The sequence below is a fragment of the Pseudonocardia oceanicola genome (assembly GCF_047200735.1).
GTDB lineage: Bacteria > Actinomycetota > Actinomycetes > Mycobacteriales > Pseudonocardiaceae > Pseudonocardia.
Genome location: NZ_JBJZON010000009.1, coordinates 128065 through 151598, shown reverse-complemented (window position 1 = coordinate 151598; position 23534 = coordinate 128065). Strand labels below are relative to the sequence as shown.

General features: G+C 70.0%; 26 protein-coding genes. 10 read left to right on the top strand and 16 right to left on the bottom strand.

All coding sequences use genetic code 11. The annotated features are described in order from the left end of the window. Position 1: 1 nt before the first annotated feature. From ACL02T_RS15580 to ACL02T_RS15560, 5 genes are read left to right on the top strand one after another with little or no spacing between them, the layout of a single operon-like run. Positions 2–1666 (top strand): acyl-CoA dehydrogenase, encoded by a 1665-nt coding sequence (locus ACL02T_RS15580; protein ID WP_412831429.1) that lies wholly within the window; start codon positions 2–4, stop codon positions 1664–1666. 13 nt (positions 1667–1679) lie between these two features. Then, the gene (locus ACL02T_RS15575) at positions 1680–3080 is read left to right on the top strand and encodes a phenylacetate--CoA ligase family protein (RefSeq protein WP_412831428.1); all 1401 of its coding nucleotides are present in this window, start codon (positions 1680–1682) and stop codon (positions 3078–3080) included. Further along, positions 3077–3850 (top strand): SDR family NAD(P)-dependent oxidoreductase, encoded by a 774-nt coding sequence (locus ACL02T_RS15570; protein ID WP_412831427.1) that lies wholly within the window; start codon positions 3077–3079, stop codon positions 3848–3850. Before ACL02T_RS15575 ends, ACL02T_RS15570 begins: the two co-directional genes overlap by 4 nt. Positions 3851–3875: 25 nt before the next feature. After that, positions 3876–4289 carry a VOC family protein gene (locus ACL02T_RS15565; RefSeq protein ID WP_412831426.1) on the top strand — a complete coding sequence of 138 codons (414 nt, stop codon included), beginning with the start codon at positions 3876–3878 and terminating at the stop codon, positions 4287–4289. Positions 4290–4309: 20 nt separating this feature from the next. After that, entirely contained in the window at positions 4310–4999 is a 690-nt protein-coding gene (locus tag ACL02T_RS15560; RefSeq protein ID WP_412831425.1) for a TetR/AcrR family transcriptional regulator, read from the top strand. A 134-nt stretch (positions 5000–5133) separates the two neighbouring features. Here ACL02T_RS15560 and ACL02T_RS15555 read toward each other — a convergent pair whose 3' ends face one another. The 4 genes from ACL02T_RS15555 to ACL02T_RS15540 form a co-directional block, all read right to left on the bottom strand. Next, on the bottom strand, positions 5134–5814 hold the full coding sequence (locus ACL02T_RS15555) for a maleylpyruvate isomerase N-terminal domain-containing protein (RefSeq protein WP_412831424.1): 681 nt from the start codon (positions 5812–5814) through the stop codon (positions 5134–5136). Positions 5815–6475: 661 nt separating this feature from the next. After that, positions 6476–6994, bottom strand: coding sequence for a cupin domain-containing protein (locus ACL02T_RS15550; protein ID WP_412831423.1), 519 nt, complete (start codon positions 6992–6994; stop codon positions 6476–6478). 44 nt (positions 6995–7038) lie between these two features. Further along, positions 7039–7875, bottom strand: a complete 837-nt coding sequence (locus ACL02T_RS15545) for a mycofactocin-coupled SDR family oxidoreductase (protein WP_412831422.1) — start codon at positions 7873–7875, stop codon at positions 7039–7041. A gap of 20 nt (positions 7876–7895) precedes the next feature. Beyond that, on the bottom strand, positions 7896–8756 hold the full coding sequence (locus tag ACL02T_RS15540; protein WP_412831421.1) for a sugar phosphate isomerase/epimerase family protein: 861 nt from the start codon (positions 8754–8756) through the stop codon (positions 7896–7898). 83 nt (positions 8757–8839) lie between these two features. Between ACL02T_RS15540 and ACL02T_RS15535 the strand changes: the two genes are divergently transcribed. Next, on the top strand, positions 8840–9280 hold the full coding sequence (locus ACL02T_RS15535) for a nuclear transport factor 2 family protein (RefSeq protein ID WP_412831420.1): 441 nt from the start codon (positions 8840–8842) through the stop codon (positions 9278–9280). On the opposite strand, the gene ACL02T_RS15530 is transcribed toward ACL02T_RS15535, so the two are convergent. The 11 genes from ACL02T_RS15530 to ACL02T_RS15480 form a co-directional block, all read right to left on the bottom strand. Further along, positions 9241–9666 (bottom strand): nuclear transport factor 2 family protein, encoded by a 426-nt coding sequence (locus ACL02T_RS15530; protein ID WP_412831419.1) that lies wholly within the window; start codon positions 9664–9666, stop codon positions 9241–9243. The genes ACL02T_RS15535 and ACL02T_RS15530 overlap by 40 nt on opposite strands. Positions 9667–9724: 58 nt before the next feature. Beyond that, positions 9725–10594, bottom strand: coding sequence for a mycofactocin-coupled SDR family oxidoreductase (locus tag ACL02T_RS15525; protein ID WP_412831418.1), 870 nt, complete (start codon positions 10592–10594; stop codon positions 9725–9727). Continuing rightward, entirely contained in the window at positions 10591–11553 is a 963-nt protein-coding gene (locus ACL02T_RS15520) for an ABC transporter permease (protein WP_412831417.1), read from the bottom strand. Before ACL02T_RS15520 ends, ACL02T_RS15525 begins: the two co-directional genes overlap by 4 nt. After that, positions 11550–12551, bottom strand: a complete 1002-nt coding sequence (locus ACL02T_RS15515; RefSeq protein WP_412831416.1) for an ABC transporter permease — start codon at positions 12549–12551, stop codon at positions 11550–11552. The genes ACL02T_RS15520 and ACL02T_RS15515 overlap by 4 nt, the downstream gene beginning before the upstream one ends. Beyond that, positions 12548–14068: a sugar ABC transporter ATP-binding protein gene (locus tag ACL02T_RS15510; protein WP_412831415.1), complete on the bottom strand. Its 1521-nt coding sequence runs from the start codon at positions 14066–14068 to the stop codon at positions 12548–12550. Before ACL02T_RS15510 ends, ACL02T_RS15515 begins: the two co-directional genes overlap by 4 nt. Positions 14069–14072: 4 nt before the next feature. Further along, positions 14073–15194 (bottom strand): sugar ABC transporter substrate-binding protein, encoded by a 1122-nt coding sequence (locus ACL02T_RS15505; protein WP_412831414.1) that lies wholly within the window; start codon positions 15192–15194, stop codon positions 14073–14075. 14 nt (positions 15195–15208) lie between these two features. Continuing rightward, positions 15209–16042: a mycofactocin-coupled SDR family oxidoreductase gene (locus ACL02T_RS15500; protein ID WP_412831413.1), complete on the bottom strand. Its 834-nt coding sequence runs from the start codon at positions 16040–16042 to the stop codon at positions 15209–15211. A gap of 61 nt (positions 16043–16103) precedes the next feature. After that, positions 16104–17102, bottom strand: a complete 999-nt coding sequence (locus ACL02T_RS15495) for an alcohol dehydrogenase catalytic domain-containing protein (RefSeq protein WP_412831412.1) — start codon at positions 17100–17102, stop codon at positions 16104–16106. A gap of 24 nt (positions 17103–17126) precedes the next feature. Then, on the bottom strand, positions 17127–18629 hold the full coding sequence (locus ACL02T_RS15490; RefSeq protein WP_412831411.1) for a CoA-acylating methylmalonate-semialdehyde dehydrogenase: 1503 nt from the start codon (positions 18627–18629) through the stop codon (positions 17127–17129). A 38-nt stretch (positions 18630–18667) separates the two neighbouring features. Further along, complete coding sequence (locus tag ACL02T_RS15485; protein ID WP_412831410.1) at positions 18668–19501, bottom strand: fumarylacetoacetate hydrolase family protein; 834 nt, start codon at positions 19499–19501, stop codon at positions 18668–18670. Between the two features lies 1 nt (position 19502). Next, positions 19503–20102: a nuclear transport factor 2 family protein gene (locus tag ACL02T_RS15480; protein ID WP_412831409.1), complete on the bottom strand. Its 600-nt coding sequence runs from the start codon at positions 20100–20102 to the stop codon at positions 19503–19505. A 135-nt stretch (positions 20103–20237) separates the two neighbouring features. Here ACL02T_RS15480 and ACL02T_RS15475 point away from each other — a divergent pair, with 135 nt between their 5' ends. The 4 genes from ACL02T_RS15475 to ACL02T_RS15460 all read left to right on the top strand — a co-directional run bounded on the left by ACL02T_RS15475 (position 20238) and on the right by ACL02T_RS15460 (position 22867). Next, positions 20238–21017 (top strand): FadR/GntR family transcriptional regulator, encoded by a 780-nt coding sequence (locus ACL02T_RS15475; protein WP_412831408.1) that lies wholly within the window; start codon positions 20238–20240, stop codon positions 21015–21017. A 508-nt stretch (positions 21018–21525) separates the two neighbouring features. Continuing rightward, positions 21526–21780: a type II toxin-antitoxin system Phd/YefM family antitoxin gene (locus ACL02T_RS15470; protein WP_412831407.1), complete on the top strand. Its 255-nt coding sequence runs from the start codon at positions 21526–21528 to the stop codon at positions 21778–21780. Continuing rightward, positions 21777–22034, top strand: a complete 258-nt coding sequence (locus ACL02T_RS15465; RefSeq protein WP_412831406.1) for a Txe/YoeB family addiction module toxin — start codon at positions 21777–21779, stop codon at positions 22032–22034. Before ACL02T_RS15470 ends, ACL02T_RS15465 begins: the two co-directional genes overlap by 4 nt. Before the next feature lie 698 nt (positions 22035–22732). Next, complete coding sequence (locus tag ACL02T_RS15460; RefSeq protein ID WP_412831405.1) at positions 22733–22867, top strand: hypothetical protein; 135 nt, start codon at positions 22733–22735, stop codon at positions 22865–22867. A gap of 352 nt (positions 22868–23219) precedes the next feature. Here ACL02T_RS15460 and ACL02T_RS15455 read toward each other — a convergent pair whose 3' ends face one another. After that, positions 23220–23411 carry a hypothetical protein gene (locus tag ACL02T_RS15455; RefSeq protein ID WP_412831404.1) on the bottom strand — a complete coding sequence of 64 codons (192 nt, stop codon included), beginning with the start codon at positions 23409–23411 and terminating at the stop codon, positions 23220–23222. Positions 23412–23534 lie beyond the last annotated feature (123 nt).

Below are 23534 nucleotides of genomic sequence, written 5' to 3'. Positions count from 1 at the left end.
GATGCGCCGCGACCTGGAGTTCCTCCTGTTCGACTGGCTCGATGTCGAGTCGCTGACCGCACACCCGCACTTCGCCGAACACTCCCGGGAGACCTTCACCGGTCTGCTGGAGCTCAGCGAGAGTCTTGCCGCCGACAAGTTCGCCCCGCACAACCGCCGCAGCGACGAGCAGGAGCCCCGGGTCGGGCCGGACGGCCGGGTCGTCCTCCCCGACGAGGTCGGGGCCGCCCTGTCCGCCTTCGCGAAGGCGGACCTGCTCGCCGCGCAGTTCGACGAGGCCGTCGGCGGGATGCAGCTCCCGTTGACCGTGTTCCAGGCCTGCATGGCGTGGTTCCAGGCGGCCAACACCGCGACGACGGGTTACGCCTTCCTCACCATCGCCGCGGCGAACCTGCTGACCGCGCATGCGAGCACAGAGCAGGTCGAGCAGTGGGTGCGCCCGATGCTCGCCGGGGACCTCTTCGGCACGATGTGTCTGTCCGAGCCGGACGCCGGGTCGTCGCTCGCGGACGTCTCGACGCGGGCCGTGCGGGCGGAGGACGGCACGTACCGGGTGACCGGCACCAAGATGTGGATCTCCGCCGGGGACCACGAGCTCGGGAACATCCTCCACCTCGTACTGGCCAGGACCGGGGGCCCCGGGGTGCGGGGGCTGTCGCTGGTCGCGGTGCCGAAGGTCCTCGCCGACGGGCGGCGCAACGACGTCACCCTCGTGTCGCTCAACCACAAGATGGGTGCCCGCGGCACGACCAACACCCTGCTCGCCTTCGACGGGGCGGTCGGTCACCTGGTCGGGGAGGAGGGGCGCGGACTCGCCCAGATGTTCCACATGATGAACGAGGCGCGGATCGGAGTCGGGCTCGTCGCCGCGGCGTTGGGGCAGGCCGGGTACCAGAAGTCGCTGGAGTACGCCAAGGTCCGCGTCCAGGGCGGCGTCCCGATCGTGGAGCACCCGGACGTGCGGCGGATGTTGGTGACGCAGAAGTCCTTCGTGGAGGGCGCGCTCGCGCTCGTGTTGCGGTGCGCCCACCTGGTCGACCGACAGCGCACGGGGGAGGACACGAGCCTGCTGCTGGACATCCTCACGCCCGTCGCGAAGAGCTGGCCCTCGCAGTGGTGCGTCGAGGCGAACTCACTGGCCATCCAGGTGCACGGCGGCTACGGCTACAGCCGGGAGTTCGACGTCGAGCAGCACTACCGGGACAACCGGCTCAACCCCATCCACGAGGGCACCCACGGGATCCAGGCCCTGGACCTGTTGGGGCGCAAGGTTCGCCTGCAGGACGGGGCCGCTTTCCGCGCCTTCACCGACGCCGTCCGCGCGACCCTCGGACGGGCGGACGGGCTCGACGAGCTCGCGGCCCCGCTGGCCCACCTCCTCGACGAACTGGAACGCGTCACGGCGCGGCTCACGGAGCCGGAGCACGCCGAGGTGGGTCTGGCCAACGCGTCGGCCTACCTGGAGGCGTTCGGGCACATCGCGATCGCGTGGACGTGGCTGGACCTGGTGATCGCCGCGGACGGCAGGACCGGTGCCTTCTACGACGGCAAACGCGCCGCCGCCCGCCACTTCTACCGTTCCGAGCTGCCGGCGGCGCAGGCGAAGCTCGACCTGCTGGCAGGCCTCGACCGGACGATCCTCGACCTCGACCCCGCCTGCCTGTGACCCAGGAGGAGACATGACCATCCCCTACTACTGGTCCAGCGTGGACTGGCCGCGGTTCGTCGAGGACTACCCTCCGCCCCCCGCGTTCACCTCCGCGATGGCCGCCCTGTCCGACGACGGGCTCCGCGCCCTGCAGGACCAGAGGTTCCGCGAGCGGGTCCGCGAGGCCTGGGACGTGCCCTTCTACCGCGACCGGTGGCGGGCGGCCGGGCTGGAGCCCGGAGACGTCCGCGGGCTGGACGACATCACCAAGATCCCCACGTTCACCAGCGAGGACGTCAAGGAGAGCATCGAGGCCGAGCCGCCGTTCGGCGCGCACCAGAACTTCGCGCTGAAGGCGATGGCCACACCGCTGAAGATCCAGTCCAGCGGCGGGACCTCAGGGCTGCCGCGGCCGACCCTCTTCGATCCGGTGGCGTGGGAGGGCCAGGCGATCCAGTTCGCCCGCGCCTTCCACGCCCAGGGCGGCGAGGTGGGCGACATCCTGCAGATCACCCTGACCAACAGCCTGGCCAACACGGCCTGGTGCTCGTCGACGGCGGCGATGCACTGGTGCGGAATGGTCCCGCTCACCACCGGCTCCGGCGTGGTGACACCGTCGAAGCGGCAGCTGGAGCTGGCCCGGGAGTGGGGCACCGCCGGCTGGGTCGCGTTCGGCGAGTACATGAAGATCCTCGCCGAGACGGCGGCGCGCGAGGGCATCGACCTGCGACGGGACCTGACCACGAAGTTCATCCACACCTACCTCGGGGTGGACGTCGAGGGGCACCTGCGCAAGCTGCTCTCCGACGCCTGGGGCTGCGAGGTCTTCGACAACTACGGCACCCACGAGGTCGGGCTGGTCGGGTTCGAGTGCCGGGCCCACGACAGCCTGCACGTCAACGACGACACCGCCTACCTGGAGATCGCCGACCGCGACACGGGCGCGATCCTCGGCGTGGGGGAGCCCGGGAACCTCGTCGTCACCAGCCTGCACCGCTCCGTCCCGCCGATCATCCGCTACGACCTCAAGGACCTCATGCGCACGAGCGCCCGCGACACCTGCGGGTGCGGGCTTCGCACAACGAAGCTGTCCGGCTTCCTCGGCCGCTCGGACGAGATGGTCAAGCTCCGGGCGACCAGCGTCTATCCCCGCTCGGCGCAGGACGTCGTCGCTGGGGACGCCCGCACGACCGGGGAGTTCCTCTGCATCGTGGAGACCGTGGGGGAGGGGCTCGCCTCCCGCGAGCGCATGCGCGTGCAGATCGAGACGCGCGGCGGGCACGAGGCCGAGCTCCAGGCCGACATGGTCACCAAGCTGCACACCGCCTTCGGTGTCGGTGTGGACGTGGAGATCGTCCCCGCGGGGTCACTGGCCACCCACACCGGACTCGGCGGCGAAGGCAAGGTCAAACGCCTGCTGGACCTGCGATGACCGATCTCGGTCCGGAGGCGCTCTTCCGGCTCGACGGTCGGGTGGCCCTCGTGACCGGCGCGTCCTCCGGTCTGGGCGTGGCGTTCGCCCGAGCGTTCGCTGCGGCCGGCGCGCAGGTCGTCGTCGCGGCCAGGCGCGCCGCGCTGCTCGACGAGACGGTCGCAGCCATCGAGGATGCGGGCGGTCAGGCGCTCGCGGTGAAGGCCGACGTCAGCGACCCCGCCCAGTGCCGGGCCGCCGTCGGGCATGCACACGACCGGTTCGGCCGTGTCGACATCCTCGTGAACAACGCAGGCGTCGGGACCGCGGTACCCGCCACGCGCGAGACGCCGCAGGAGTTCCGCGCGGTCGTCGACGTCAACCTGCACGGCGCGTTCTGGATGGCCCAGGCCTGCGCGGAGGTCATGCCGCCCGGCGGTTCGATCGTCAACGTCGCCAGCGTCCTCGCCCTCACCACCGCAGGCCTGCCGCAAGCCGCCTACACCGCGAGCAAGGCCGGGCTGCTCGGCCTCACCCGCGACCTGGCCCAGCAGTGGGGTCCCCGAAAGGGTATCCGGGTCAACGCCATCGCCCCCGGGTTCTTCGAGACGGAGATGACCGAGCAGTACAGCGCCGACTACGTGGACACGGTCATCACACCCCGCCTGCTGCTGGGCCGCTTCGGATCCCCGACGGAGATCGCCGGCGTGGGCGTGTGGCTGGCCTCGCCCGCGGGCGGCTTCGTCACCGGCCAGACGATCGTCGTCGACGGCGGCATGTCGGTCACCTGACGCCCCACACACAACGGAGAGATGCATGCAGTTCAACGGAATCCACGGGATCAACATCGCGGTGAAGGACCTCGACCAGTGGACCCGCCGCTACGAGGAGATCTTCGGGATCGAGGCCAAGCCGGTGGACGAGAGCGGCTTCGCCTTCCCCGGCCTGCGGGGTTCCAACTTCGACATCGGCGGCTTCCAGCTCAACCTCATCACCAGTGTCGACGAAGGGACCTCCGTCAGCCGGTTCCTGGAGCGGCGAGGGGAGGGTGTCTTCCTCGTGTCGGTCGCCGTGCAGGATGTCGACGTGGCGACGCGTGAGCTGCGAGAGAACGGGCTGGCCCCGCTCCTGGACGAGCCGGTTCGCGGCGAGGGCCACGGCGCGGTGAACTTCACCCATCCCCGGGACATGGCAGGCGTGCAGCTCGAGTTCATCGAAGTCCCGCGCTGACCAGGTAGAGGAGGACCGTCATGCCCAAGGGCGCCGTCATGCAGGAAGAGCTCATCAGGACCGCGACACGACTGTTCCAGGCGAAAGGCATCCGGGCCGTCACCCTGCAGGAGATCGCCGACGAGGTAGGGCTCACCAAGGCAGCGCTCTACCACTACTTCAGCAACCGGGACGACCTCCTCCGCCATGTCTTCGGCGACTGGCTCAAGCGCGACATCGAGAAGCTCGACGCCGTCACCTCCGCACCGGGAACGACACGGGAGAGGCTGCGGCTCTACGTCCAGCACCACATCGAGTGCATCACCGGGAACATCGAGCTGTACGGACTGTCCTTCAGCGCCGAGTCCGAACTGCCCGACGAGGTGCGTGCCGAGTTCCGGAAGTTCAAGCGAGAAAGCGATCTCGTGGTTCAGGAGATCATTCGCGAAGGAATGCGTAGCGGTGAATTCGTCAGCAGCGACGAGAACCTCACCGTTTTCGCCATCGACGGCATGTGCAACTGGTTGTGGAAATGGTACCGTTCGTCCGGGGCGCTGAGTCCGGACGAGATCGCCGAGAGATTCACCGATCTCGTTCTGTACGGTCTTGCGTCGCGCGAGGACGAACCGGTCGAGGGTCCTGGGGGCCGCACCCGGGACGAGCTCATCCGCTACCACTCGCGGGCCATCCGCTTCCACAGCGATCGTATCGAAGCGCTTGCCGCCGAATAGCGCGGCCGTCACGAGTGCGGAATCGACACTTCCGGAATGGCTCGCGGCGGCGATCGACGCACTTTCGAACGGCGATCTCGACGGATGGCTGGCTAAGCAGCAGTCGGTACAGCCCTGCCATCTCGGGCGCCAAGTCAGACAATTAGCGGGAGTCTCGGATCGGAGTGTGGAGCGCGACCGGAGCCGGCACGCACCCAGTCCAGATCTTCGCCCAGGTCCCGAGGTCGTCCGGCGACAGCCTTTCGTGCGAGCAGCTCGTCCAGAATACCTGCCGTCATTTCGAGGCCGCCCCGAGTCGCGATCGGCTCCATTCCGAGCGCGTCGGTGATATCGAGTCCGTGCACTACCGCTTCAACAACTCTCGTCGGCACCCACTCTTCCAGACTCATCAGAGCGAAGTATCCGGATCCCACGAACTCTGGTTGCGACTCGCGGATTCGCTTCAGTGACGTCTCGAGCGTATTCAGGACCCGCGGAAGAAGAGTTTCGGGAGTGTGATCCCTGGCCGTGGCACGTGCATAGTCATATACGACGGGAGCGACCTCGCTTCGGTTAGCGATGAAGAAGCTGGCGCGATCACGGCCCGGCTGTCCGTCTTGCAGTGAATCCAGCAACTGGTGCGTCAGTCCTATCGAGATATCAATGTGAGCGATCAGATCGATCACACGCCACGGCGGCAGACCCTCGCCCTCCGGTACCAGGTTGGTCGGCGTTAGCCAGGCTCGCTCTCCGTCGAGCGTTTGGAGCAAAGCCCCCAGGCCAGCTAATTCAGCGTCGAGGACTTCGACTGCATCGAAATAGGTCTGGTTCTGCATGAATACCACCGACTCTCAAGGTGGAGACCCTCCGGGTGACGCCATTCACAGTAGGCGTCAGCAGCCTTTCTGTCAACAGTTCCGTACTCGATGCGCCGAGCGGGCCTGGATGTCCCGCGACGGCATCCCATTCCTGTTGACGGCAGATCCTCCACCCGACCGACTGCGCAACTGACTTCGGCCAACCAGCGCGATCTGGTCACTGTGCGGTCGGTTTGAGCGTGACGATTTCTACCACTTCGGCCGCTGTCGGACTCAGAGTGGTGACGACCTCCCGGGGGACGGGGAAGTTCTACGACCTGAACACGGTGCACATCGCTACCGGAACCTACCCATCTGAAGTCTTGAGTGGTGACGAAAACGGTGATCGCGGACGGTGCCGAGGAGCTATCCGGGCCCGTGGCCTTCCCCCAGAACGCCTGACGACACCTCAGTCTCGGCGTGCATCGGACGCGAGGCCGAATGGAGGCGACCGCGGTGGCGCTCGGGCTTCCGCCTGGTTACGCGCGCAGGCCCGACGGGGTGGGTAAGACTGCCACGCCGCGGCAGTCACAGCGGGAAGATCTACGCGTGCCGGATCGCGAGGTACTGGAGCACGAATGCGCAGTCTTGGGGCTCGCGCCTCGACATGGGATCCGGACTCGGCCCACGGGGGCGGGCCTCAGTCCCAAAAGCCACCGGTGAGAGACACCCCGTAGCGGCGCATCAGGTCCTTGTTCCAGTCGTCGAAGAAGCTCAGGCCGTACTCGTCGGCGACCTCTTGAACCGCACCCGCAGTGACCTCTCCGGCGGCCGACAGCGCCCCGATCCTGCGGAAGTACCGCTCGAAGTCCCCCGGGCTGGTGATCTCGAGGATCTCGGCGGGTTCGTCGGTGGGGTTCCAGAGGGCGTGGGGTTCGCCGCGATTGCGCAAGGACAGACCGCCTGCCTCGACGACGTGCTCCTCCTCGCCGACGCGGAAGCCCACGGTCCCGCGCGTGACGAAGGCGACCTGGTCCTGGTGTCGGTGGACGTGCGGGGCGACGAGCAGCCGGGGGGCGATGGGCTGCTTGGCCAGCGTGTACGCCCCGCCGACCCACTCCTGGTTCACCATGAGCTGGAAGGGCAGTGCGCCGAGCGTGAGGTGGTCCCCGCCGTCCGGAGGCACGGCGATCGTCTGCGGGTTGGGGTCTCGGTGCATCTCTGCGTCCATAGGCCTAGGCCTTTCTCGGTCGTGGTTCACGGTCAGACGAGCAGGAGCCCGGAGTCGACGGGCAGCTCGATGCCGGTGACGAAGCGCGAGGCGTCGGACGCCAGCCACACCACTGCCTCGCTGATGTCCACCGGCTGCACCCACGGGACGGGCATGACGTTCATGGCCTGGAACGCCGCGGCGACGTCCTCACGGGTCGCGAGGTCCAGGTCGGGGCGGGCCCGCTTGTAGAGCGTGTCGTTGTGGATCATGTCAGTGTCGACGTTGCCGGGTTCGACGACGTTGACCCGGATGTTCCGCGGAGCCAGCTCGAGGGCGAAGCTCCGGACGAGCCCGAGCACCCCGTGCTTCGACGCGGTGTACGCGGTGAGGCCGGGCTGGGGTCGCTGGGAGCACACCGATCCGGTGCAGACGATCGAGCCGCCCTGGCCCTGCTCGACCATGACGCGGCTCGCGGCCCGGACCGTGTTGAACACCCCGGTCAGGTTGACGGCGACGATGTCCGCCCACTGGGCGTCCGTCGTCTCGAGCGCGTCCACGACCTGCACGATCCCGGCGTTCGCCACGGCCACGTCGAGCCGTCCGTACGTGTCGCGGGCCGCCTCGACCGCCTGGTCGACGGCCGCGGTGTCGCGGACGTCCCCCTGGACGACGACGCAGCGGCGGTCCTCGGCCTCGACGAGTGCCTGGGTCCGTTGCAGGTCTTCCGGCGTGGCCATCGGGTACGGCACGCTCGGGATCTGGGCGGCGATATCCAGGATGACGACGTCGGCGCCGGCCTGGGCGAGCCGTACTGCGTGGGAGCGACCTTGGCCCCGTGCCGCACCGGTGACCAGCGCGACCTTGCCCGCGAGAGGTGAGTCCGTCATGGCTGTCCTTCCCGAGTCGTTCATGGGGCGGTGGCCCGGAGGGCGCTGGCGGTGGTGTCATGCGCGCGGCGCGCCGCCTCGCCGGGATCGAGGGCGCGGAACTCCCGCGAGAGCATCTCCACACCCCACGGCCCGACGTACCCGGTCGCGGCGACCGCGCTGACGAACCCGACGACGTCGAGATCCCCCTCCCCAGGAAACCGCCGGTGGTGCAGGGTGTCCTCGAGCAGCGAGCCGCGGACCTCGGCGTCTGCGTCGTCGAGCTCGACGCCCGCGATGTGGTGGGCAGGGATGTCGGCCAGGGTCGCCATGTCCAGACCGGCCCGGCCGACGTGCCAGACGTCGAGGAAGATCCCGCCGGCCGGATGACCCGCACCGATGACGACGTCCAGGGCGTCCTGCGGGGTGCGGATGTCGGCGAACGGCATCGGCTCGAGGCCGACCGTGGTCCCGGCGCGGTCGGCCTGTTCGGCGAGCAGTGCGAGCTCCGCGACCACCCGATCCGGCTCGTACGTGCCACCGGAGAGCCGACCGCCGATCTTGATGCAGCGGACGCCCAGCTCACCCGCGGCCCGCAGGAGGTCGGCGCGGGCGCGGTCCGACGCCGCGCGGTCGGGCCCCTCCTCGTACCAGCCCTCCAGGAACTCGAGCTCGAGGTGGCGGAGGTCGTGGTCGTCGAGGATCCGGCGGAACTCGGCGAATCCGAGGTCGCGCTCGACGGCGAGGAGGTCGCCGTGCCGGATGCCGAACCCCGCGAACCCCGCGGCGGCCGCGATCTCGACCCGCCCCCGGATCGGGAGGGGGCTCAGCTCCCGGTCGGTCAGCGGCTCGCACGCGCCCGCGGTGGTCCAGCAGGCCGGGATCAGCTCGTGGTGAGTCATCGGTCTCCTGTCGTCGGGGCTGGGACATTGACTATGATGAATACGCGAATTCAGGCCATGAGGAGAGGCGAAGGAGCATGACGATGGCGACACCGGACACGATCCCGTCCGCCGCACAGGCGGCACTGAACCGGTTCTACGAGGCCGAGATGGCCTACCTCGCCGCGGGCGGGCCCGCGGGCGGCGCGTCGTTCGACGGCATGGCCGCGACCCTGCACCCGGACGTGGTCATGCACCAGGCAGCGGGCCTGCCCTACGGCGGGGACTGGACCGGGCACGAGGGCGTCGAGCGGTTCTTCACCGCCATGAGCGAGACCTGGTCCTCGCTCGAGGTGACCGACACCGAGTTCCTGACCACGGACGACACCGTGGCCATCGTGCTCCGGCTCCGCGCCCGCTCGCGCGCCACGGGCCGGGAGGTCGACATGCCGATGGTGCACGTCGTCCGCATCCAGGACGACCTCATCCGCGACTTCCGACCCTTCTACTGGGACACGGCCGAGGTGGCCGCGGCCTGCGGCTGAGCCGGGGCGGAGGCGGGGAGCGGCGTGCCCTGGAAGGACAGCAGCCGCCACCCGTCCTCGGTCTGCGTCCACACGGCGACGGAGCAGTTGGCGAGGTGCTTGGACACGCCGCCCGCGGTGATGTCCGCGTGCATCTCGCCCACCACGACCACCGTCCCCGGCGCGACGACGATCCGGTCGATCGGGTGCTCGACCCGGTGGTAGACGTAGAACCCGCTGTCGCACTTGGCCAGGTAGCTGTCGAGCGTGTCGACGACCCCGCTGGAGTGGGCGTAGACGAGGTCGGGGTGCGCGAGCGCGGCGAACGCGGCGTAGTCCCCCTGCTCGACGGCGGCGAAGCGCCGGTCCTCGAGCTCGGTGATGATCGCGGCGGTGTCGGATGTCATGGAACTGCTCCTCACTGTCCGAGAAGGTGCGGCGCCGCCGCGGCAGCGCCGCACCCGCTCAGTCGGACTCGTGCTGCGGGTCGGTGTTGAAGCCGGGGAGCACGAGGTGGCCGCCGTCGACGGGCAGGGCGACACCGGTCACGTGTCGGGCGCCGTCGGACACCAGCCACCGGACGGCGTCGCTGACGGCGTCGGCCGGGAGTGCGCCGCGGCCCGCGAGCGCGCTCCAGTGGTAGGCCGAGGCGACCCGGTCCTCCGGGGTCCCGCCCGGGCGGCCGGCCATCATGTCGTAGGCGCCCTGCCACATGTTCATTCGCGTGTCCATGAAACCGGGGAGGACGGCGTTGACCCGTACGTTGTGCGGGGCGAGCTCCTGCGCGGCGGAGCGCATGAGCCCGAGCACCCCGTGCTTGGCCGCCGAGTAGTGCGCGAACCGCGTTCCGCCCTCCACGCCGTTGACCGACGAGGTCACGACGATCGAGCCCGAGCGCTGCGCGATGAGGTGCGGCACGGCGGCCTTCACCGTGCGCCACACACCGGCCAGGACGACGTCCTGGGTGTCGGCCCACTGCTCCTCGGTGATCTCCCAGAGGTTGGCCAGGCCCCAGATGCCGGCGTTCGCGACGACGATGTCCAGCCCGCCGAACTCCGCGAGCGCGGTGGCGACGGCACCGTCGAGGTCGGCCTGCGACCGGACGTCGCCGACGACGGCGACGGCGGCTCCGCCCGTCTTCCGGGCGAGCGCGACCGTGTCGTGCAGGTCCGCTTCGGAGGACAGCTCGTAGTCGATCGAGTCGATCCTCGCGTCGCCGACGTCGAGGCACACCACCGACGCCCCGTCCTGGGCGAGGGCGATCGCCTCGGCCCGCCCCTGCCCGCGTCCGGCGCCGGTGACCAGCGCGACCTTGCCCTCGAGTTGCCCTGTCATGTCGTGTCTCCTGTCTTCGTGTGGGTGGTGCGGACGAGGCCGAGTACGAGGCGGATGGCGATGGTGGCGATGAGTACGACGCCGGTCCACAGCTGCACCACGTAGGTGGCGGCGCCCTGCGCGGAGAACCCCGCGGTGATCAGGGAGAGCACCGCGACGCCGATGGCGACGTTGAGCACCGTCCCGGACCCGCCGGACAGCGCGATGCCTCCGATGAGCGCGGCCGCGACGCCGGTCAGCAGCAGCGTCTCGAAGGCGTCGGGGGTCGCGCTGCCGCTGCGCATGGCGGCCAGCGCCCCGGCGAGCCCGGCGCAGGCGCCCGAGATCGCGAACGCCGTGGTCAGGGGTCGTGCCAGCGGCACCCCCGCGGCCAACGACTCCTTCCGGCCCCCGCCGATCGCGTAGATCTCCCGGCCGTTGCGCGTCTTGGCCAGGAACACCCCGACGCCCACGAACACGACCAGTGCGATCACCGACGAGGGGGAGAGGATCCACCAGCGCAGCAGGACCTGGTCGGACACGGCGTAGTCCGTGACGACGACGGGGCCCTCCCCGCTCGCCACCCAGGCGATCCCCTGGAGCAGGACCAGCGAGCCGATGGTCAGGACCAGGGAGTTGATCCCCGTGCGGGCGATGACCAGACCGTGGACCAGCCCGATCAGCAGGCAGACGGCGACGGCCGCGAGGATCGCGGGCAGCAGACCGAGGTCCGACGCGCGCACCGCGATCACCGAGCCGAGCGTCGTCATCGACGCCGCGGACAGGTCGAGCTCGCCCGCGATCATGGTCACCGCCACGCCCAGGGCGACGATCCCGAGCAGCCCGAACCCCTCCAGCGTGGAGAAGGCGGCACTCGGTCCGCGGAACTGGGTGCTGGTCGTCGTCAGGACGACGAGGACGACCAGCAGGATCGCCACCTGGACGCCGTAGCGGTGGAGCGAGACGGCGAGGCGGGTCATCGGGCCGCCCTCGAGAACCGCTGCACCGCGAGCACGACGACGACCACGAGCGCGCCCTGCACCGCGAGGCGCCAGCCGGTGGTGAAGCCGTTGAGCACCATGAGGTTGTTCAGCAGGGCGATGAGCAGGGCACCCGCGGCCGAGCGGACCGGCGAGCCGGACCCGCCCGCCATCGCCGTGCCGCCCACGAGCACCGCGGCGACGACGTCGATCGTCAGCGTGCTGAGGTCGTTGGCCGTGGCCTGACCGAGTTGGGCCGCGGTGAGCACCCCTGCGATCGTCGCGCCCACGGCGAGGACGACGAACGCGAAGACCGTGGTCCGCGTGATGCTGACGCCGCTGAGCACGGCGGTCGGGCGGCTGGCGCCGAGCAGCAGGCACCGCCTGCCGACGGACGTCCGGGTGGCGATCAGCCACGCCACCGCCGTCACGACGACCAGGCCGTACACCACGACCGGGACGCCGAAGAGCAGGCTCTGCCCGAGGACGCCGACGCTCCGACCACCGGTGGTGATCACCTGACCACCGGTGACCGAGGACATCGCGCCGAAGAGGATGGCCCCGACGGCGAGCGTGGTGATGACCGTGTTCATCCCGCGGGCCACCACCACGCCCTGCACGACGGCGATGACGACGAGCACGACAAGCGGGACGCCGACCGCCAGGACGAGCGGTGCCCCGGCGGCGGTGAGGGACAGGAACAGGATCGCGGCCAGCACCGTGTTCTGCTGGACGCCGAGCGAGACGAAGTTCCCCGAGAGCGTCAGGAAGGTCATGCAGACCGCGACGATGCCGGTGATCGACGCCGCCGTCAGGATCGCGCGGATGTTGTCGACGGTGGCGAACCCGCTGGTGGTCGCGGTACCGACCAGGACCAGCAGGAGCAGGGCGGCGGGGAGGGGACCGACCGAGACGGTGCGGGAGCCGAGGCTCCGCCGCGCGGGCTCGGCCGCCGGCGGGGTCGACCGGGCGGGTGGGGCGAGGTCGACGTCGCTCATGCGGCCCGCTCCCTTCCCTCGTGCAGGGTGGCCGCCATCAAGGACTCCTCGTTCCAATCGGAGTGGGCCGCCTGCCGGGTGACCCGGCCGCGGTAGAAGGAGAGGACCGTGTCGCACAGGCCGAGGATCTCGGTGGAGTCCGACGAGCAGACGACGATGCTCGCGCCCTGGTCGGCGAGCATCCGCAGCTTCGTGTAGATCTCGGCACGGGCCCCGACGTCGACCCCACGGGTGGGCTCCTCGATGAGGAACAGCCGGGGCTCCGCACCGGCCCACCGGCCGAGCACGATCTTCTGCTGGTTGCCGCCCGAAAGCGTGTCGATCTCGGTGGTGAGGCGCCGGGTGTCGAAGGAGAACGCGCGGGCGATGTCCGCGGCCTTCTCCTTCTCTCGGCGCCGGTCGATCCAGGACCCCCGCGACACCGCGGCCAGCCATGGTGAGGACAGGTTCGCCAGGACCGGCAGACCGGGGAACATCCCGTCCTTCTTCCGGTCGTCCGAGCAGTAGGCGATCCGTTGCCGGATGCCGCGGGACCTCCCGCGCAGGTCGACGGGCTCAGCGTCGAGGAGAACCTCGCCCTCGGCGACGGGGAGGGTACCCGCCAGCGCCCGCACGAGCGAGCTCGCGCCGCTGCCCAGCTGCCCGGTCAGCCCGACGATCTCCCCGGGCCGGATGGCCAGGTCGACCGGGGCGGTCAGACCGGCGGCGCGCAGTCCCCGGACCTCGACTCGCGGCTGTGCCGCGTCGTCGACGGGTGTCCGGTCTGGGAACATGCTGGCCAGCCGCCGCCCGAGCATGAGGGAAACGATGGAGTCGTGGGTGAGGTCGGCGACCGGGACCGGTGGTCGGCTGCGCCCGTCCTTGAGGATGGTCGCCCGGTCGGCGAGGCGGAACACCTCGTCGAGCCGGTGGGTGACGTAGACGATGCTCCGGCCCTCGTCGGCGAGATCGCGCATCACCGCGAGGATCCGGGCGATCTCCCGGTCCGACAGGGCGGCCGTCGGCTCGTCGAGGATGAGGATCCGGGCGTCCCGCAGCAGGATCCGGGCGAGCTCGAGGAGCTGGGTCTCGGCCACGCTGAGGGTGGAGACGACGCGGTCGGGGCCGACGTGGTCGAGCCCGACCCGGTCGAGCACCTCACGGGCACCCGCGTGCAGGGTCCGGCGGGACCACCACCAGGATCGGGTGCGGTCACCCAGCGCCAGGTTCTCGGCCACGGTCAGCGCGGGGACCGCGCTGTACTCCTGCTGCACGACCGCGATCCCTGCGGCCTGGGCGTCCGCGCTGGACCGCAGCTCGCGCTGCTCGCCCGCGATCTGGATCGTGCCCGCGTCGGGCTGGACCAGGCCGGACAGCACCTTGACCATGGTCGACTTGCCCGCGCCGTTCTCGCCGAGCAGCGCCATCACCTCGCCCGCCCGCAGCTCGAACGTCGCGTCGGTGAGCGCGTGCACGGCGCCGTAGGTCTTGGTGATCCCCCGGAGGGACAGGACGGTCTCTTCGGTCTTCATGGTCATCGGGTCAGCTGCACAACTGGGGGCCGGACAGACCCCAGACCGTCAGGCTGTTCATGGTGTCCTTGGTGAGCGCCGCGGCGGGCAGGTACGTCGCCCGCGGCGGGGGCGCGACCGTCAGCTCGGGCTCCTGCGCGTCGGGCTGGAGGGTGACCTCCTCGTCGGTCACCGATCCCGTGGCGAGGTACTGCACCGTGGTTCGGACGGCGAGCTTGCCCTCCATGAGCGGCGGCTGCATGACCGCCGCGTAGACGCTCCCGTTCGCGAGCGGCTCGAGGTTCCCGGAGCAGTTCCCCGCGACGACAGTGACGTCCTTGCCCGGGGTCAGCCCGTTCTGCTCCAGCGCCTTCACGACGCCGGAGGCCATGTCGAGGTTCTGGGCGTAGACGAAGTCGATGCCCTGGGCCTTGAACTTCGGGACGATCTGCGACGCGTGGTTGAAGCCGTCCTGGGCGTCGAAGCCGGCGGTGGCGGCCTCGACGGTGAGCACGGTGAAGGGATTGGCGCTCGTGGCGTCCATGAACCCCTGGTGCCGGTTGTCTCCGCCCTTGTAGCCGGTGCCGAAGCGGAACTCGATCAGGTTGCCGTTCGGGTCTGCGAGCTGCTTGCCCGCCGCAACGGCCTCGTCGCGCGCCTTCAGCGCCTCCTGACCCGCGGTGCCCGAGACGACCAGGTCGTTGGCGCCCGCGTACGCCTTGACGTACTGCTTCGCCTCCTCCGGGACCGCCTGGTTCATCTGGATGACCGGCGCGACCCGCGACAGCTGGCGCAGCGAGTTCACGCTCGCGTCGACGTTGCTCGGCCACCAGATGATCGCCGCGGGCTTCTCCCCGCTGGCCAGGAACTGCTGGACCTGCTGGTCCTGCTGCGACTGGTCGAAGTCGTTCTGGAAGACCTTGAGGGTGTAGTCGTACTTCTGGGCGGTCTCCGTGGCGGCCTTGATCACGCTGCCGCTGTAGACGTTGGCCGCCGACGGCGAGAACAGCACGATCTGCTTGCCGCCGCCGTCGAGGGTGCCGGTCCCCTCGACGTCGGACGAGGCGGAGTCACCGCCCGCCTGCCCGCAGGCGGCGAGGGCGAGAAGGGCGACGGAGCACAGCGCGGCTCCGAGTCCGGACTTCAGTGTCATCGGGGTTTCCTTCTTCACTTGAGCAGGACGCCTGCGTCGACGGGGAGGGCGATGCCGGTGATGTAGCGGGACTCCTCAGAGGCGAGGAAGACCGCGGCGTTGCTGACGTCGACCGGGTCCACCCACGGGACCGGGAGGACGTGCATCGACTGGGAGACCGGGGCGAAGGTGTCCCGGCTCGGGTTCGGCGCCTCGGGCGAGAACTGCTTGTAGCTCGCCTCGTTCATGATCATCGGGGTGTCGACCTGGGTCGGGTTCAGCGTGTTGACCCGGATCCGGTGCGGGCCGAGCTCCAGCGCCAGGGTCTTGACCAGGCCGTTCACCCCGTGCTTGGCGGCGGTGTAGTGCACGATGTTGGCGTAGCCGCGCAGACCCGCGGCCGAGCTGGTGAGGATGATCGAGCCGCCGCGGCCGCCGGCGAGGATGTGCGGGACGGACACCGTGGTCGTGCGCCACACCCCGGTGAGGTTGACGTCGATGACCTGCAGCCAGTCCGCCTCGCTCAGGGTGCCGTCGGACGACGGGATGTTGATGCCCGCATTGGCGCAGACGATGTCGAGCCTGCCGAGCTCGCCGACCCCCTCGTCGACGGCGGCGGCGAGGGACGCCATGTTCCGGACGTCGGCGACCCGCGCGACGACGCGCTGTCCCGTCGCCTCGACCAGCCGGGCGGTCTCTTTGAGGTCGGCCTCGTCGGCCATGTCGTAGGTGACGCCGTCGATGTTGCGGCAGACGTCCACGGCGATGACGTCGGCGCCCTCCTGGGCCATCCGGACGGCATGGCTGCGTCCCTGTCCTCGGCCTGCGCCGGTCACGAAGGCGACCAGGCCTTCCAGGCGTTTCGACATCGTTGTCCCACACTCTTCTCGGTCGGTACGGCTGTGGTGGTCTCGGGATGGGTGGGGCCGGTCAGAGCCGGACGACGGTGCGTCCCAGCACGCCGCCCCGCCTGGTCCGTTCGAGGAAGTCAGGCACGTCGGCCAGTGACCCGGTGTCGGCGATCAGCGGCGCGATCCGGCCCTCCTCGACGGCGCGCAGCGCGTCCCGTGCATCGGCGAGGGACCCGCTCCGGGAGCCGACGACGGTGATCTCGGAGAGCGCCAGCCGCATCGAGTCGGCGGGCAGGTCCGACCCGGGCTTGTAGCCGCAGACCACGACCGTCCCGCCGGGACGGACCAGGTCCATCCCGACCGCAAAGCCCGCGGGCGCGCCGGACGCCTCGAGCACGACGTCCGCGCCCTCGCCCGTCCAGACGCGCAGCTCGGGCGCCTCCTCGGGGCCGACGGCCAGCTCGGCCCCGAGCTTCACCGCGAACTCCCGACGTCCCTCGTCGACGTCGATCACGGCCACCCGCGCCCCCAGCGCCTTGGCGATCTGCACCGCGTGGAGGCCGAGCCCGCCTGCCCCGACGATCACGACGGTGTCGCCCTCCTGCACATCGCCCTGGGTGCGGAGCGCATGCCATGGGGTGAGGACCGCGTCCATGGTGACCGCGGCCTGGGCGAAGTCGAGCTCGTCGGAGAAGGGCAGCAGGTCCTGCGGGCGCATCACCAGGTACTCGGCGAGGCCGCCGTCGCGTTCGAAGCCGATCCGGGGCGAGGTCGCGCAGATCGTCTGCTGGCCACGGCGACACCACTGGCAGACCCCGCAAGGCTGGAAGATGTAGGCCGCGACCCGCTGCCCGGCACGCAGGTCGCCGACGTCCTCCAGCACCTCGCCCGCCACCTCGTGGCCGGGGATGAGCGGGAGCGGCAGGTTCGGGATCAGCCCGGTCGTCACCTTGACGTCCGTGCCGCAGATGCCGACGGCGCGGACCCGGATGAGCACCTCGCCCGCACCCGGGACGGGCTTGGGCACGTCGGTGAGGACGACGGGCCGGTCGTGGGCCTGGAGCACCGCAGCGTGCATGGTCCTTCTCCGTTTCTGGGGCCGTCAGGCCATCGTGGGGATGACGAAGCTGCTCGCGTCGTCCTTGACCCCGCTCGGCCAGCGCGACGTGACGGTCTTGGTCTTGGTGTAGAAGCGGAAGGCGTCCGGGCCGTGCTGGTTGAGGTCGCCGAAGCCGGAGGCCTTCCAGCCGCCGAAGGTGTAGTAGGCGAGCGGCACCGGGATCGGGACGTTGACCCCGACCATCCCGGTGTCGACCCGGGCGGCGAAGTCGCGGGCGGCGTCACCGTCGCGGGTGAAGATCGCGACGCCGTTACCGTACTCGTGCTCGGACGGCAGGCGCAGCGCCTCCTCGTAGTCTTTCGCCCGGACGACGACGAGGACCGGCCCGAAGATCTCCTCGCGGTAGAGCGTCATGTCGGGGGTGACCCGGTCGAAGAGGGAACCGCCGAGGAAGTAGCCCTCCTCGTGGCCGTCGAGCACGAAGTCCCGCCCGTCGACGACGAGCTCTGCACCCTCCTGCACGCCCAGGTCGATGTAGTCGACGACGCGTTTCTTCGCTGCCGCCGTGACCAGTGGGCCGAGGTCGGCCGACTCGTCGGAGGACACCCCGATGCGCAGGCCGCGGGTCCGCTCGGCGAGCTTCTCGACGAGCCGGTCGGCGGTCTCCTCGCCGACCGGGACCGCAACCGAGATCGCCATGCACCGCTCGCCCGCGGAGCCGAACGCGGCGCCGATCAGGGCGTCGACGGTGCGGTCGAGATCGGTGTCGGGGAGGATTATCGCGTGGTTCTTGGCGCCGCCGAAGCACTGCGCACGCTTCCGGTTCGCGGTCGCCGTGGTGTAGACGTACTCGGCGATCGGGGTCGATCCGACGAACCCGACGGCCCGGATGTCGGGGTGGTGCAGGATCGCGTCGACGGCCTCCTTGTCACCGTTGACCACGTTGAGCACGCCCGGCGGCAAACCGGCCTCGGCGAACAGCTCCGCGAGCCGCAGCGGCACGCTGGGATCCCGCTCGCTGGGCTTGAGGATCACCGCGTTCCCGCTGGCCAGGGCCGGTCCGGCCTTCCAGAGCGGGATCATCGCGGGGAAGTTGAACGGGGTGATCGCGGCGACCACGCCGAGCGGCTGGCGCATCGAGTAGACGTCGATGCCGGTCCCTGCCTCGGTCGAGTACTCGCCCTTGAGGAGGTGGGGGGCACCGGCGCTGAACTCGATGACCTCGAGTCCGCGCTGGATGTCCCCGCGCGCGTCCGGCACGGTCTTGCCGTGCTCGCTCGCGAGCAGTGCGGCCAACGCGTCGATCTCCTCGTTCACCAGCTGCAGGAACCGGAGCAGGACCCGGGCCCGGCGCTGCGGGTTCCACCTCGCCCACTCGCGCTGGGCCGCCACGGCGTCGGCGACCGCCGCGTCGACCTCTGCGGTGGAGGCCAGGGGGACCCGAGTCGCGACCGTCCCGGCGTTCGGGTCGAAGACGTCGGAGAACCGGTCGCTCGTCCCCGAGACGCGCTTGCCTGCGATGAAGTGGGTCAGGTCCGGTGTCATTGGGACACTCTCTCTCTGCGGGAATCGCGGGGGCGCGGTCAGTCGCGCGGGGCGACGATCGGCGTTCGCACGGACCCGACCTGGTCGACAGTGACGACGACCTCGTCGCCGTCGGTGAGGAACATTGGCGGCTTCCGACCGGCCCCCACACCACCCGGTGTGCCGGTGGCGATCACGTCGCCGGGCTGCAGGGTGAGCGTGTCGGTGATGTAGGCGATGATCCGCGGGAGCGTGTGGATCAGGTCGCGGGTGTTGCCGTCCTGCATCAGCTCGCCGTTGACGTGCGTGGTCACCCGCAGCCCGCCGCTGATGTCGCCGACCTCGTCGGCGGTGACGATCTCCGAGATGGGACCCGAGAGATCGGCGTTCTTGCCGATCGTGAACTGCGGGGTCTCGAGCTGCTTGCGCCGGGCGCTGAGGTCGTTGAACGCCGCGTAGCCGAGCACGTGCTCCAGCGCGGTCGCCTCGTCGCCCCGCCACACCGATGACCCGATGACGGCGGCGAGCTCGACCTCCCAGTCCAGCCCGGCCTCGTTCGGCGGGGCGGGCACCGGGGTGCCCTCGACGACCAGGGTCTGCTGCCAGCGACCGAAGATCATCGGGAGGGCGGGCTCGTCCAGCCCCGCGAGCTCCTTGGACTCGCCCGCGTGGCTGCGGTAGTTGATCCCGACACAGAAGATCCGCGCCGTGATCGGCACGGCGGGCGCCAGGTCCAGGCTCGCGACGTCGACGAGCTCCTCGGAGGGATGGTCGAGGTAGCGGCGCGAGTCCCCGTAGAATTTCTCGGCGGGCGCCAGCGGGCGGGCCTTGTCGCCGTCCCGGGCGGCGATCCAGCGTTCGCCGTCCTCGGCAGTGAACCCGATGAGTCGCATGTCAGGACTTCCTGTCGTCGAAGCGGATGGGAGGCAGGTCCGCGAAGTGGGGTCCGTCGGGGAACTCCTCGACCGGCGAGCCCGCGGGGACCGAGTCGAAGTCCGTAGGACCGCCGTAGGGGCGCGACATCTCGTAGGCGATCTCGCGGGCGATCTTGCCGTCCTTCATCTCGAAGCAGTGCACGAGCCGCATGCTGATGCGGGCGCCCGGGGGAAAGCCGAGATTCGGCATCTCGTCCCCGACTACGGTGAGGTCGCACAGCTGGTCGTCGAACACGTGGGTCTCGGTAGCGAAGCGGCGCAGCGTGATCGCCCGGTTGAAGTGCACCGTCCGGAAGATCGCCATGTAGGCCTCGCGCACCTGGGCCGGGTCGGTGTAGACCTGACCGCGGTTGGGCGCCTCCCACACGATGTCCGGGCCGTACAGGGCGATGGCCTTGTCGATGCTCTCCGGGTTCTCGTTGTGGAAGTGTGCCTCGACCACCTTGAGGTTGTGGGCGATCAGCTCGTCGCGCGAGAGCGTGGAGACGTCGACGTCGGCGGGGATGGCACCGACGTCCGAGGCGTCGGGGCTCGTGCCGACGGGGGCAGCGGCGGTCATGTGCTCTCCAATGAACATGATGAATACGGCCTTCGGAAGACTGCATCACTTCCGCTCGCCGGTCAAGGTTGAGTATTGTGAATATGGTGATTGGGCGGCGCAACGCCGCGGAGACGCTGACAGGAGGCACCCTCGGTGACCACATCTCGTCCGGACGGCTTGCCCGTCGACGGTGGCGCGTCGGCTGTCGCCGTCGATCTCGCCCCGCTGGTCAGGCGCGCGGCCGCGGCGCCGAGTCGGGCCGACCAGGTCGCCGCACAGCTGAGCGAGGTGATCGCCAAGCTGCGCCCCGGGGAGCGTCTGGGCACCAAGAACGAGCTGCGGGAGCGGACCGGGGTCTCCGTCGGCACCTTCAACGAGACCCTGCGGATCCTGCAGTCGCAGGGGCAGATCGAGCTCCGGCGCGGGCCGCACGGGGGGCTCTTCGTCGCCGAACGGTCCCCGATGGCCCAGCTCGGGCACGCCGTACTGCAGCTCGACACGAACGCCGCATCGGTCACCGAGGCCATGGACATCCGTGACGTCCTCGACCCCCTGCTCATCCAGGACGCCGTCGAGCACCACTCCAGCCATCACGTCGCGTTGATGCGCGAGCAGCTGGACCACATGGCGGCCGCGGTGCGGGACGACGACGGCATCGCTTTCCTGCACGCCAACTGGCAGTTGCACGCGGTCATCGCGGACGTGAGCCCGCGGCCGATCCTCAAGGCCTTCTACGTCAGCCTGCTCAACCTCATCGAGCAGCACACGATCGCGATCGCCAGCGACCGGGCCGAGCGCCCGCTCGCAGGCTTCCACCAGAAGCGGTACCGGGTGCACGTGCAGCTCGTGGACGCGATCGCAAGCGGGGACGTCAGGGCCGCGGAACGGGTGCTACATAAGCACAACGCCGGCATCGCCCGGCCGGAGTCGTAGCGGGAGGCGTCCGTGGTGCCGTGTGGCAGATGGTGTCGGGAGATGCCTCGCCGAGCGGCAGGCCCGAGTTCGACAGCATCGTCGAGTTCGCGATCGCGGCGCTGACAAGCCGAGGAGTCGCAGGCTGGTCGACCTCCGCGGCTCTCGGCGCACCTCCGTCACCCACTCCGACCCGTGGGCGGTCGTAGCGGGCATCGGGCATGGCCAGCGAGATCGCGGCCTGCAGACTGCCCATGAGTGCTGGCAGAGGTGTCGGTGTTCAGGGAACGGCCAGATGGAGGCACCATGCCCCTCGTGAAGCCGGCAGCCGGCCCCTGGTGAGACCGATCGGGGCAGGAGCGTGAGCATGTGACTCCCTTTCGGGAGTTTCCGTGGAGCAACTGAGGCCTCCGCAGGCGTCAACGCCACCGCCGCGTCGTGCCCCTGGCCGTCCTGTGCGGGCGGGTTCTCGCTGGTCGCAGCCTGCTAGGAACGCGTACAATTTTACGTACGTCGTGTGGAGGTGGCTATGAGGACCATGTCGTACTCCGAGTCCAGGGCCCGGTACGCGGAGACCCTGAATTCGGTGACCGACGACCGTGAGGAGGTCATCATCACCCGGGCCGGACACGAGCCGGTGGTAATGGTGGCGCTCGATGACTACGAGTCGTTGAAGGAGACTGCTTACCTGCTGCGCTCGCCCATCAACGCCCGCAGGCTCCTGGCGTCGATCGAAGAGCTGGAGGGCGGTGGTGGGCAGGTCCAGGAGCTGCACGAGGCGTGAAGATCGTGTTCGCCTCCAGGGCGTGGGAGGACTACCTGTGGTGGCAGGCCCAGGACCGCAAGGTGCTCAAACGCATCAACAGCTTGATCCAGGACATCATCCGTAACGGCAACGAGGGCATCGGCAAGCCCGAACCCCTGCAACACGGTTTCCGCGGCTACTGGTCCCGGCGCATCACCGACGAGCACCGCCTGGTGTATCGCGTCGAGGACGACGAAGTCCGGATCGCTGCGTGCCGATACCACTACGAGTGAGCAGACGCCGCCCGAGGAGGCATCCCGTTGAGCGCGACCGCGCGTTCCGACGCCGCTCACGGTGGGGCCGTCCGACCGACGTCAAGGGGGGTAAGGGCGGAGAGCAGGTCGATTGGTAGAGGCACCTGTTCAACAGTCCTGAGTGGTGGCCGTGGTGACAGGAGGCTGAGCCGCTCGCTGCTCCTGCTGGCGCAGGCCCGGTCGTCGCGCGCACCCCTCGCCGGGTCGAGGAGGGGCGCACTCGACGGTCAGTGCTCGACGAGACCGGCCAGCAGGTGTGCCGGCGCCGGACCGGCCGGACGGTGGCCGAGCCGTCCCGGGCCGCGCTGGCCGGCGCCGCCCGGGGACCCGGCTGGAGGTAGTGCTCGAGCCGATCGGGCCGGCGTGGCTGCCGGTCAGCCCGGACAGTGCCGTCCTGGATCTCAAGGACCCGGCGGACGCCAAGGTCCTGGCGCAGCTGATCAGGTGTCCCGCAGGCTGACACCGAGACGCTGGGGGCGAACATCGTCCAAAGGGCGCTCCCTCGACCAGGTCCTCGCCGCGGGCGTCGTGTGGAGCGCCGCGAGATCCGCCGATGGTTGGGAGTACATCCTTGGTCGGTACTCGTCAAGATCACGTGGTGGCCGTCTTACGGCACGACGCCACGCCGCTCACCAGCGAGGGACTCGTACACCATCCCTGAGGACGCAGCCCCACGTGTGAAGATCGTGCCCGGCCGCAAGACCGACGTGCATCGCCCGTCCGGTCTTGCCGAGGATCGTCGAAGTCACCGAGGTCAGCTTGATCCCGGCGTCCCGAAAGCGCATCTGGTGCTGCCCGCACTCGGCCTGTGAGGCGCGGACGTGGACCGAGCAGCACGAGGCGATCAAGGGTGGCGCGGGCGCGGTCAGCGGGTGCGGCGCCATTTGGGTGTGGCCACCCAGTGGCCGAGCCCGGGGTGCAGCGACGTGGGCTCAGTGGGTCGGGCCGCGGCGAGCCGCACCGCCGCGGCGTGGCGGGCCTCGACGGGGGCGCGGGTCGCCGGGGTGTCGGGCTGGCACGCGCAGTCCTTCGGAGACCATCCGCACCAGTCGCAGAGCAGGTCGCTTACGGTGCCGTCCGGAGGCCGGTGGCCTCGGCGGGGGCGTCCCGGAACTGCGGTGTCAGGGAGCGGGCCGGGGTGTCGGCCCGGTGCGGGACGCGTCATCACGAGCCACCGGTGGCCTTCTCGATGCGGGCGATCCGGGCCTGGATCGCGTCCGGGTCCCAGCTCACGACCTCACGGAGTTGTTCGAGGACCGCGATCTCGACGGCCGCGTGCACCGCGGCCGGGGTCACGTAGGGGTCGACGGACCTGGCCGCTGCGAGCGACCGGGTGGAGAGCTTGACATTGATCATCGGGATCCCTTCTCACCAGGGAGACTCGGCGCCTCGTCCGCGCGCCCGGGGCGATGCTGCCCAGCGGTTGCCCCACCAGGCGGCGCAACCGTCGTGGGCATGCTGGAGGCCAGGGGGAAGGGG